Origin of the sequence: Pseudomonas sp. PDM13 (genome assembly GCF_025685765.1) — a bacterium.
Taxonomy (GTDB): domain Bacteria; phylum Pseudomonadota; class Gammaproteobacteria; order Pseudomonadales; family Pseudomonadaceae; genus Metapseudomonas; species Metapseudomonas solani.
The window spans coordinates 27,552-38,987 of record NZ_JAOTQU010000035.1 but is presented as its reverse complement, the minus strand read 5'-3'; the positions used below and the strand labels follow the sequence as shown (position 1 = coordinate 38,987).

Here is an 11,436-nt window from a genome sequence, read left to right as displayed (position 1 = left end):
AAGCCAGAAGCTGGAAGCTGGAAGGGGGGCTTCCAGCTTCAGGCTTCAGGCTTCCGGCTTAGTTTTTCACCGCGTAGTCCGGCTTCTTGTCGTTGCCGGGGATGAAGGGGCTCCACGGCTGGGCGCGCAGCGGGCCTTCGGTCTGCCAGACCACGGAGAACTGACCGTCTTCCTGGACCTCGCCGATCATCACCGGCTTGTGCAGGTGGTGGTTGGTCTTGTCCATGGTCAGGGTGTAGCCGGAGGGCGCGGCGAAGGTCTGGCCGCCCATGGCTTCACGGACCTTGTCGACGTCGGTGGTGCCGGCCTTCTCGACCGCCTGGGCCCACATGTGGATGCCGACGTAGGTGGCTTCCATGGGGTCGTTGGTCACGGCGGTGCTGTAGTTGGGCAGGTTCTTGGCCTTGGCGTAGGCCTTCCAGTCGGTGACGAACTTGCTGTTCACCGGGTTATCCACGGACTCGAAGTAGTTCCAGGCGGCCAGCTGGCCCACCAGCGGCTTGGTGTCGATGCCGCGCAGTTCTTCCTCGCCCACGGAGAAGGCCACCACCGGGATGTCGGTGGCCTCGATGCCCTGGTTGGCCAGCTCCTTGTAGAAGGGCACGTTGGAGTCGCCGTTGACGGTGGAGATCACCGCGGTCTTGCCGCCGGCGGAGAACTTCTTGATGTTGGCGACGATGGTCTGGTAATCGCTGTGGCCGAAGGGGGTGTAGACCTCTTCGATGTCCTTGTCCGCTACGCCTTTGCTGTGCAGGAAGCTGCGCAGGATCTTGTTGGTGGTGCGCGGGTAGACGTAGTCGGTGCCCAGCAGGAAGTAGCGCTTGGCGGCGCCGCCGTCTTCGCTCATCAGGTATTCCACCGCCGGGATGGCCTGCTGGTTCGGCGCTGCGCCGGTGTAGAAGACGTTGGGCGAGAGCTCTTCACCCTCGTACTGCACGGGGTAGAACAGCAGGCCGTTGAGCTCCTCGAACACCGGCAGCACGGACTTGCGCGACACCGAGGTCCAGCAACCGAAGACCACGTCCACCTTGTCCTTGGTCAGCAGTTGGCGGGCCTTCTCGGCGAACAGCGGCCAGTTGGAGGCGGGGTCGACCACCACGGGTTCCAGCTTCTTGCCGTTGATGCCGCCCTTGGCGTTGATCTCGTCGATGGTCATGAGCGCCATGTCCTTGAGCGAGGTCTCGGAGATGGCCATGGTGCCGGACAGCGAATGCAGGATGCCGACCTTGATGGTCTCGGCGGCCTGCAGGGTGAAGGGGAACAGGCCGGTCAGTACCAGGGCGCTGGCGGCGAGGGTCGATTTCAGGAAGGGACGGCGTTTCATGTAAAGCCTCCTTGGCTGTCCATGCAATGACAGTGGGATGGGACCGAAATGGGGTCATCAGTACGGTCATCTGTACTGCTGTCAGTGCATTGGCAGCATCCGTGCCAACGGCGCTAAAGGCTTGATTCAGAGGGCTTTGCGGGGTTTTTCGCAGAATTTTTGGAAAATCGCCGCGCTCCATTGCGGTGCGCGGCGACAAGCTGAACGGTCGGTCAGGTCAGGGGTTGCACGCTTTCAGGGCGCCAGGTAGTTCTTCACCCCGGTGAAGATGATCTGGGCCGCGAGGGCGCAGACGAACAGGCCCATCAGGCGGCTGACGATCTGCAGGCCCTGCTCGCCGAGGATGCGTTCGATGCGGTTGGAGAGGTAGAGCACCACGCCCACGGTGACACTGGCGAGCGCGATGGCGGCCAGGGCGGTGAGCTTGTCGTTCCAGTGGTGGTGCCCGGCGCCCATCACCAGCATGGCGCCGATGGTGCCGGGGCCGACGGTGAGGGGGATGGTCAGCGGCACGATGGTGACGTCCTGCTGCACGTTATCCGACTGCACCGCCGGCTTGCCCTGGGCCATGCCGAGGGCGGAGATGAACAGCACGCTGCCGGCGCCGATGCGGAAGGCGTCGATGGTGATGCCGAAGACGTTGAAGATGCTCTGGCCGAACAGGTACAGCAGCACGCTGGCCACCAGGGTGCCGAGGGCGACCTTCCAGGCCAGGCGCTTGCGCTCCTTGACCGTGTAGCCGCGGGTCAGGCCGATGAAGCAGGAAAGGACGAAGAAGGGGCTGTAGAGCACCAGCATCTTCAGGTACAGGCTGAACATCATGGAGAGCATCGGACGGGCTCGTGATGGAGAGAGTGTTGTGAGTGTAGGAGCAGCCGATGGTTGCGCCCGTTGATCCGGGTCGCCCTGGCGGCGGGTCATCATACGCGGCCGGGCGCAACTGGGCGTAGAGCTGGCGCAGGCGGTCGTGGGTGGATTTCGGTGAGGGCCGGGTGGGCCGGGTGGGCGGGGTGGGCGTAGGGTGGGTTTCAGCCCACCGCTCTCCCGGAGCCAGGCACATTGGCATGCCAGGCCCGACCCCGCTTGGTGGATGAAAAGAGCGTCATCCACCCTACACAGCGGTCATGTCCGCGCGCGGCCGCCGCCCTTGTAGGAGCGAATTCATTCGCGATGGGAATCCCGGGCTGAAGCCCGGGCTACGTGGGATCAGGAATGCAGGGCGTCGTCGGGTTCGTGCTGGCGGCGCATTTCCTTTTCCGCGACCCAGTGCTCGATCAGCTCGCGCAGCTGGGAGAGCTCGACGGGCTTGGCCATGTGGCCGTCCATGCCGGCCCGGCGGGCGCGTTCCTTGTGCTCGGTGAGGATGTGCGCGGTGAGGGCCACCACCGGGGTGCGCGGGCGCTGTTCCTCGCTTTCCCAGTTGCGCAGCATCTCGGTGGCGGAGAAGCCGTCGAGCACCGGCATTTCGCAGTCCATCAGCACCAGGTCGTACTGCTGGTTCTTCATCGCGCTGAGGGCTTCCTCGCCGTTGCTGGCGGTGTCCGGCTGCAGGTTGAGCTTGCTGAGCATGCCGCGGATGACCTTGGTGGAGATGCTGTTGTCCTCGGCCACCAGGATGCGGAAGTCGTTGGGCACATTGAGCGGGGTGCTGACCTGGGAGCCGGGCAGGGCCGCCGAGCCGCCGGCGGCGCGCTGGTTGAGCTCGTCGGCGAGGGTGGTCTTGAGGGTGTAGCCGGCCACCGGCTTGGCGAGGATGCGCTTGATGCCGGCGTTGCGGGCGATGATCTTGCTCGGCGCGTTGCTGATGCCGGTGAGCATGATGATCAGGATGTCGTGGTTGAGGCTCGGGTCTTCCTTGATCTTGGCGGCCAGCTGCATGCCGGTCATGCCGGGCATGTCCTGGTCCAGCAGCACCACGTCGAAGTACTCGCGCAGGTGCGCCTTGGTGCGCAGCAGGGCCAGGGCCTCCTTGCCGGAGGGCACGGCGCTGACCTGCAGGCCCCAGGCGCTGCACTGTTGCATCAGCACCTTGCGGCAGGTGTCGTTGTCGTCCACCACCAGCAGGCGTGCGCCCTGCAAGGGGCCGTCGAAGTCGGAGGCGGGTTGCTCCAGGCGTTCGCTTTCCAGGGGCAGGGTCAGCCACAGGGTGCTGCCCTGGTTGCCGCCGGTCTGCACGCCGAACTCGCCGTCCATCAGGCGCACCAGCTGGCGGGCGATGATCAGGCCCAGGCGGCCACCGAGCTTGGTGGCGGAGAGGAAGTCCTTGCTGTGCAGCTCGGCGTTGAGCAGGGCGTCGCGCTCGGCGGCTTCCAAGGGGCGGCCGCTGTCCTGCACGGCGATGCGCAGGCGCGGTTCGTTGCCGCTGGTGTCCAGGGCCACCACCAGCAGGATCTCGCCTTCGTCGGTCTGCTTGAAGGCGTTGTCCAGCAGGCTCAGCAGGGCCTGGCGCAGGCGCGTCGGGTCGCCGCTGATGACGCGCGGCACCTGGGGCTGCATGAAGCTGATGAGCTCGACCTTCTGCTGCTCGGCCTTGGCGCGGAAGATGTCCAGGCAATCGTCGATCAGGGCGTTGAGGTCGAACTGCACGTCGTCCAGCTCGATCTGCCCGGATTCCAGCTTGGAGATGTCGAGGATTTCGTTGATCAGGGTGAGCAGCTCGTTGCCGGAGCTGTGGATGGTCTGCACGTAGTCGCGCTGCTTGGCCGACAGCGGGGTGCCGAGCAGCAGCTCGGTCATGCCCAGCACGCCGTTCATGGGGGTGCGGATCTCGTGGCTGATCTTGGCCAGGAACTCGCCCTTGGCCTTGAGCTCGGCGGAGCTGGCCGCCGCTTCACGGCTGACGCTGAAGTCGTCGAGGAGGATGCGTCGCTGGCGTTCGCTCATGGCGATGCTCATCAGCACGCCGCTGATGGCGGTCACCGCCAGCAGGCCGAAGGCCAGCCAGTCGGACTGCACCGACCAGTAGCCGAACAGCGCCGGCAGGGCGCTGATGAAGGCGACGCTGTAGACCAGCAGTGCCAGGGTGAACATGCGCGCCGGGCGGTAGCCGCGCCGCCAGTGGTGCAGCGAGACGAAGAGGATGCTCACGCCGGTGAGCGCCGCCATGGCGTAAACCAGTTGGTTGAACATCAGGTCGGTGGCGATCATCAGCAGCATGCCGATGACGCCGATGAGCACGATCTCGCCGACGAGCACGCCATTGAGCGGGGTGCTGGGGCAGACCTTGCGGAAGAAGCTGGCGGTGAAGAACAGCGCGCAGAGCATGGCCAGCAGCATCGACAGGTTGGCGATCTGCGGTTGCGCGCTCTGCCAGCTGTGCAGCCAGGGCGCGCTGATGCCCAGCAGGCTGAGGGCGGTGCCCACCAGGCACAGCTGGGTGGCGGCCAGCCACAGGCCGCTGGTGGCGCGGGCGTAGCCGAAGCGCAGGAGGTTGTGCACCACCAGCATCAGCAGGCTGCCGATGAGCACGCCGAAGAGCAGCGGGCGGCTGTCGTCGGCGGCCATGCTCACCGCCGATTGCAGGGAGACGGTGGGGCGCAGGGCATGTTCGGAGGAGAGCCGCAGGTAGAGATCCAGCGGCTCGCTGCGCATCGGCAGCGGCAGGAGGAAGTCTCGGCTGGGCAGCGGGCGGTCGCTGAAGGGCAGGCGGCTGCCGGTGCGGGTGTGGTCGATGAGCTCATCGTCACGGATCACATAGAGGTCGAGGAACGACAGGTAGGGCGCGAAGACCCGCAGCAGCTGTTCGTGATCGCCGGGGGGCAGCTGGTAGTGCAGCCAGAGGGCACTGTTGCCACCGGGGGTATAGAGGCGTTCGAGGTCGACGGGGGTGAATTGCGAGGCGGACTGCTGGGCGCGGATGTCTTCGAGCTGCAGGCTGGCGGTGGGATCGAGCAGCATGCTCCAGTGCGCGCTGTCCCTGGCTTGCGCCGATGGCAGGCAGAGCAGGGTCAGCAGCAGGCTGACGCTAAGACCGATGGCAATCCTGAGCCGGCGCACGGGCGAAGTCCCTTCGTGAGTGAGTGGCCGGATTATAGCCAAGCACCGGCCGGTGGAATATGACAAAGGCGGCCATATGGCCGCCTCTTCTGCAGGTTTACCGGTTTTTTACCCTCAACCTTCGCCGCGTTCGCGGGCGATGGCGCGGTAGCCGATGTCGTTGCGATAGAAGCAGCCGTTCCAGCTGATCTTCTTCGCCAGGCGGTAGGCCTGCTGCTGGGCTTCGTGGACGCTCGGGCCGATGGCCGTGGCGCAGAGCACGCGGCCGCCGGCGGTGACCACCTGGCCGTCCTTCAGCGCGGTGCCGGCGTGGAACACCTTGCCGTCCAGTTCGGCGGCGTCGGCCAGGCCGGAGATCACGTCACCCTTGGCGTAGTCGCCCGGGTAGCCGCCTGCGGCCAGTACCACGCCCACGGTGGGACGCGGGTCCCAGGTGGCTTCGACCTTGTCCAGGGCCTTGGCCAGGGCGGCCTCCACCAGCAGGACCAGGGAGCTTTCCAGGCGCACCATGATGGGCTGGGTTTCCGGGTCGCCGAAGCGGCAGTTGAACTCGATGACCTTGGGCTTGCCCGCCTTGTCGATCATCAGGCCGGCATAGAGGAAGCCGGTGTAGACGTTGCCTTCCTCGGCCATGCCGCGGACGGTTGGGTAGATCACCTCGTCCATCACGCGCTGGTGCACGTCCGGGGTCACCACCGGTGCCGGGGAGTAGGCGCCCATGCCGCCGGTGTTGGGGCCGCTGTCGGCATCGCCGACGCGCTTGTGGTCCTGGCTGGTGGCCATGGGCAGCACGTTCTTGCCGTCGACCATGACGATGAAGCTGGCTTCCTCACCGTCGAGGAACTCCTCGATCACCACGCGGGCACCGGCGTCGCCGAAGGCGTTGCCGGAAAGCATGTCACGCACGGCGTCCTCGGCTTCGGCCAGGGTCATGGCGACGATCACGCCCTTGCCGGCGGCCAGGCCGTCGGCCTTGACCACGATCGGCGCACCTTTCTCGCGCAGGTAGGCCAGGGCCGGCTCGACTTCGGTGAAGTTCTGGTAGTCGGCGGTGGGGATCTTGTGGCGCGCCAGGAAGTCCTTGGTGAAGGCCTTGGAGCCTTCCAGCTGGGCGGCGCCGGCGGTGGGGCCGAAGATGTCCAGGCCGCGGGAGCGGAACAGGTCCACCACGCCTTTCACCAGGGGGGCCTCGGGGCCGACGATGGTCAGCTGCACGTTCTGTGCGGCGAAGTCGGCCAGTTGTTCGATGGCCAGTACGTCGATGGCGACGTTCTCGCACTTGGCTTCGGTGGCGGTGCCGGCGTTGCCCGGGGCCACGAAGACCTTGGCGACGCGGGAATCCTGGGCCACTTTCCAGGCCAGGGCGTGTTCACGACCGCCGCTGCCGATGATCAATACGTTCATGGAGCTCTCCTGCGGAGAGAGCGGCAAGCTTCAGGCTTCAAGCTACAAGTAGGAGCGGGCACGACCCTGCTTTTTCTTGCAGCTTGACGCTTACGGCTTGCAGCTCGCTGTTAATGACGGAAATGACGCATGCCGGTGAAGACCATCGCAATCCCGGCCTCGTCGGCCGCGGCGATGACTTCGTTGTCACGCATGGAACCACCCGGCTGGATCACCGCGGTGATGCCGGCCTTGGCGGCGTTGTCGATGCCGTCGCGGAAGGGGAAGAAGGCGTCCGAGGCCATGACCGCGCCCTTGACTTCCAGGCCCGCGTGCTCGGCCTTGATGGCGGCGATGCGGGCGGAGTTGACGCGGCTCATCTGGCCGGCGCCGACGCCGACGGTCTGGCGGTTCTTGGCGTAGACGATGGCGTTGGATTTGACGAACTTGGCCACTTTCCAGGCGAAGATCAGGTCGTGCACTTCCTGCTCGGTGGGCGCGCGCTGGGTGACGATCTTCAGGTCGTCGGCGGAGATCATGCCGATGTCACGGCTCTGTACCAGCAGGCCGCCGTTGACGCGCTTGAAGTCCCAGCCCGGGGCGCGGTCCTTCGGCCACTCGCCGCATTCCAGCAGGCGCACGTTGGCTTTGGCGGCGACCACGGCGCGGGCTTCGGCGGAAACCTTGGGCGCGATGATCACTTCGACGAACTGGCGCTCGACGATGGCCTTGGCGGTTTCGGCATCCAGCTCGCGGTTGAAGGCGATGATGCCGCCGAAGGCGGATTCGGTGTCGGTGGCGTAGGCCAGGTCATAGGCCTTGCGGATGCCGCCTTCGGCGTCCGGTACCACGGCCACGCCGCAGGGGTTGGCGTGCTTGACGATGACGCAGGCCGGCTTGACGAAGCTCTTCACGCATTCCAGCGCGGCGTCGGTGTCGGCCACGTTGTTGAAGGAGAGTTCCTTGCCCTGCAGCTGCACGGCGGTGGAGATGCTCGCCTCGCCCTTCTTCGCTTCGACGTAGAAGGCCGCACTCTGGTGCGGGTTCTCGCCGTAGCGCATTTCCTGGGCCTTGACGAACTGGCTGTTGAAGGTGCGCGGGAAGGCGCTGCGCGCTTCGGTGGACAGGCTGTCGCGGGCCTGGTCGATGGTGCCCAGGTAGTTGGCGATCATGCCGTCGTAGGCGCTGGTGTGCTCGAAGGCCTTGAGGGCCAGGTCGAAGCGCTGGGCGTAGGTCAGGCCGCCGGCCTTGAGGCCTTCGAGGACGCTGGCGTAGTCGCCGGCGTTGACCACGATGGCGACGTCCTTGTGGTTCTTGGCGGCGCTGCGGACCATGGTCGGGCCGCCGATGTCGATGTTCTCGATGGCGTCGGCCAGGTCGCAATCAGGCTTGGCGACGGTGGCTTCGAAGGGGTACAGGTTGACCGCGACCAGGTCGATCGGCTTGATCCCGTGCTGCTCCATGACCGCGCCGTCGAGCGCGCGACGGCCGAGGATGCCGCCGTGGATCTTCGGGTGCAGGGTTTTCACCCGGCCGTCCATCATTTCCGGGAAGCCGGTGTAGTCGGCGACTTCCACCGCGGCGATGCCGTTGTCCCGCAGCAGCTTGTAGGTGCCGCCGGTGGAGAGGATCTCGACGTTGAGGGCGACGAGTTCGCGGGCGAATTCGAGGATGCCGGTCTTGTCGGAGACGCTGATCAGTGCGCGGCGAACGGGAAGGCGGGTGGTCTGGTCGGTCATTTCGATGTCCATCGGAGCAGGGAAATCAGTAAAAAAGGGCGGCCTTTGATGTTCTCGGGGGCCGCCCTTTCTTTATCGAATACGTGCTTTACAGGAGGTCGTACTGCTTGAGCTTCTTGCGCAAGGTGCCGCGGTTCAGGCCGAGCATCTCGGAAGCCTTGGTCTGGTTGCCCTTGACGTAGTTCATCACGGACTCCAGCAGCGGCGCCTCGACTTCGGAGAGCACCAGGTTGTAGACGTCCGTGACCGCGGCGCCCTCGAGATGGGCGAAGTAATTGTGCAAGGCCTTCTCGACACTGCCGCGCAAGGTCTGGCCTTCCGCGGTCGGTGTGGTCAGGTGCTGTTTAAGGTTGGCGTTGTCGCTCACGGGTGTTGCCCCATCAAAAAAATTCTCGGTCATCGTCGTCATGCGGCCTGTTCTCCGTCGTTGTGACGTTCGATGAAAAACTCTCGAACGTTGGCGCACTGCGCGTCCGTGGACTCCAAACGATTGAACTGGGCGCGAAACTCCCTGGCGCCCGGCAGGGTTGCGAGATACCAGCCGACATGCTTGCGGGCGATGCGTACGCCCATCAGGTCGCCGTAGAAGGCGTGCAATGCGGCCAGGTGCTCCAGCAGGATCTGTTCAATTTCCTTCAAGCCCGGGGCCGGCAGGAGTTCGCCGGTTTCCAGGTAGTGCGCGATCTCGCGGAATATCCAGGGTCGCCCCTGGGCCGCTCGACCGATCAGCAGGGCATCGGCGCCGGTGGCGTCGAGGACCTCTCTGGCCTTCTGTGGCGAGGTGATGTCGCCATTGGCGAAGACCGGGATCGATACCGACTGCTTGATCGCAGCGATGGTGTCGTACTCGGCTTCACCGGTGTACAGGTCGGCACGGGTGCGGCCATGCACGGCCAGCGCCTGTATCCCCGACTGTTCGGCGATCCTCGCCACGGCGATGCCGTTCTTGTTGTCCCGGTCCCAGCCGGTGCGGATCTTCAGGGTCACCGGCACGTCCACGGCCTTGACCACCGCTTCGAGGATCGCGGCCACCAGGGCCTCGTCCTTCATCAGCGCGGAGCCGGCGGCCTTGTTGCAGACCTTCTTCGCCGGGCAACCCATGTTGATGTCGATGATCTGCGCGCCCAGTGCCACATTGGCGACGGCGGCCTCGGCCAGCATCTGCGGATCGCCCCCGGCGATCTGCACCGAGCGCGGCTCGGGGTCGCCCTCATGGAGCAGGCGCAATTTCGACTTGCGGCTGTTCCACAGGCGCACGTCGCTGGTGACCATTTCGGAGACTACCAAGCCGGCGCCGAGGCGGCGGCAAAGCAGACGAAACGGACGATCGGTCACTCCCGCCATGGGGGCGAGTATCACTTGATTGGGTAGTGCGTATGGGCCGATGCGTACCGCCGACATGGGTCTTCCCTGCCTGTGGGGCCGGATCTTGGTCTTCGAAAAAGGGTGGGCATGATACCCGCTCTCGATGACCGGATAAAGGTTGTTTTGAACAAATTCTGAACAGTGATGAGCTTATCGCCGAAGGTTCTGGCGAGGCCCTCCAGCGGCGACAAGCCGCCGCTGGCGCTACTCGGGGGAGTGGAAGCTGAGACTGTAGTTCACAGCCTTGGTGCCTGGGTCGAGGATATCCAGGGAGATGTGGATGGGCGTCTGCGGCGGCATTTCCGACTGCCCGGCAAGCTCGCCGGCGAGGTATTCGCCCGGCTTGAACCGACGACTGGCCAGAAGCTGGCCGTTGATGTCGGCGAAGCGCAGCTCCAGCAGCGGGAAGGGCTGGGAGAAGGACGCGCGGTTGTAGAGGATGGCGTCCACCACCAGTGCGCCGGTGAAGTCCGGGTGGCTGCGCACCACCAGGTTGCTGCTCTTGATCAGGGCGATCTCGACCTTGGACGGCAGCTGGCAGCCGAGCTCCGGGCACAGCTGTTCGAACCAGGGGCGGTACTGGTCGGTGCGTGCCAGCTCGTCGAAGTGGTACCAGACGTATTGCCCGGCCAGGGCGATGGCGCCCAGCAGGTTCAGTGCGCCCCAGCCGATCCAGCGGCCCCAGGGTTTCTTCGGCTGCTGCCAGTCGAGCTGCAACGGCTCGTCGTCGATATCCAGCAGGTTGCCGCCCCGCAGGCCCGGCTCGTTGCGCGGTGGCGCGCGTGTCGGGGCGACCGGGGGCTCGTCGATCTCGTCGTCGTCTTCGTCCGACGCGCCGATTCGAGCGCGCGCGGGTTCGTCCGTCGGCTCGTCATCCCGCTCGGCGGCGGGGCCGAAGGCCGGGGCCGGGTCATCGTCCAGGTCGTCGTCGAGGGGCAGCGCCGGCTCCTTGCGCTGTGGCGCAGGGGGCTCGATGGCGGCGGGGCGCTCGGCCACGGCGGGCGGTGTCGGGCGCGGTGCGCTCGGCGTGGCGCGCGGCGCGTCCTCGCGCAACAGGGCCTCAGCCCAGCGCTCGTCATGCTTGTCGGTGGGCTCCACATGCTGGCCGTACAACTGCTCGCCCGGTTTGGGCGCGGCCTGCAGGGCGAGGAATTCCTGGGAGAGCTTGAGCTCTTCCTGTTCCAGCTTGGCCAGTTCCTCGTCCAGGTCGAGGCTGTCGAGGTCCAGGTCGTCGTGGATCCACAGGGTGTTCTTGTCGGCCGTCTTGCCCGGCGGCACGGCGGGCTGCGCCGGCGCGGGTGGGGGCACGGGCGCCGAGGCCAGGGGCGACTTGAGCAGGGTGGCGACACTGGGGGCCTGGCTGGCCGGCTGTGCCGGGGCCGGCGGCGCGACCGGGGCCGCGGGTTTCGGTGCGACCGGCGCGGCAGGGCGCGGCGCCTGGGGCGCGGGCGTGGAGGGCTTCGGCTCGCCGGCCGACATGGCTCCCAGCAACTGCTTGGCTGCGTTGAACACATGCAGGCAGGCCCCACAGCGCACGGCGCCTTGGGCAGCGCCCAGCTGCGCGCGGCTTACGCGGAAGCTGGTCTGGCAATGGGGGCACTGGGTGACGAAGCTTTCGGTCATGCGGCG

General features: G+C 66.1%; 8 protein-coding genes. All 8 read right to left on the bottom strand.

All coding sequences use genetic code 11. From position 1 onward, the window contains the following. Window positions 1-58: 58 nt before the first annotated feature. Window positions 59-1,324: an urea ABC transporter substrate-binding protein gene (urtA, locus tag OEJ36_RS27470; protein WP_021222389.1), complete on the bottom strand. Its 1,266-nt coding sequence runs from the start codon at window positions 1,322-1,324 to the stop codon at window positions 59-61. A gap of 234 nt (window positions 1,325-1,558) precedes the next feature. Beyond that, the gene (locus OEJ36_RS27465; RefSeq protein WP_263404214.1) at window positions 1,559-2,155 is read right to left on the bottom strand and encodes a MarC family protein; all 597 of its coding nucleotides are present in this window, start codon (window positions 2,153-2,155) and stop codon (window positions 1,559-1,561) included. A gap of 375 nt (window positions 2,156-2,530) precedes the next feature. Further along, complete coding sequence (locus tag OEJ36_RS27460; RefSeq protein ID WP_263404213.1) at window positions 2,531-5,320, bottom strand: hybrid sensor histidine kinase/response regulator; 2,790 nt, start codon at window positions 5,318-5,320, stop codon at window positions 2,531-2,533. Window positions 5,321-5,434: 114 nt separating this feature from the next. Beyond that, a complete protein-coding gene (purD, locus tag OEJ36_RS27455) occupies window positions 5,435-6,724 on the bottom strand; it encodes a phosphoribosylamine--glycine ligase (RefSeq protein WP_263404212.1) in 1,290 nt (429 codons plus the stop codon). A gap of 110 nt (window positions 6,725-6,834) precedes the next feature. Further along, window positions 6,835-8,442: a bifunctional phosphoribosylaminoimidazolecarboxamide formyltransferase/IMP cyclohydrolase gene (gene purH / locus OEJ36_RS27450; RefSeq protein ID WP_263404211.1), complete on the bottom strand. Its 1,608-nt coding sequence runs from the start codon at window positions 8,440-8,442 to the stop codon at window positions 6,835-6,837. An 88-nt stretch (window positions 8,443-8,530) separates the two neighbouring features. Continuing rightward, entirely contained in the window at window positions 8,531-8,851 is a 321-nt protein-coding gene (gene fis, locus OEJ36_RS27445) for a DNA-binding transcriptional regulator Fis (RefSeq protein ID WP_031288889.1), read from the bottom strand. Continuing rightward, the gene (gene dusB / locus OEJ36_RS27440) at window positions 8,848-9,843 is read right to left on the bottom strand and encodes a tRNA dihydrouridine synthase DusB (protein WP_263404210.1); all 996 of its coding nucleotides are present in this window, start codon (window positions 9,841-9,843) and stop codon (window positions 8,848-8,850) included. The genes fis and dusB overlap by 4 nt, the downstream gene beginning before the upstream one ends. A 168-nt stretch (window positions 9,844-10,011) precedes the next feature. After that, window positions 10,012-11,430 (bottom strand): DUF3426 domain-containing protein, encoded by a 1,419-nt coding sequence (locus OEJ36_RS27435; protein ID WP_263404209.1) that lies wholly within the window; start codon window positions 11,428-11,430, stop codon window positions 10,012-10,014. Window positions 11,431-11,436 lie beyond the last annotated feature (6 nt).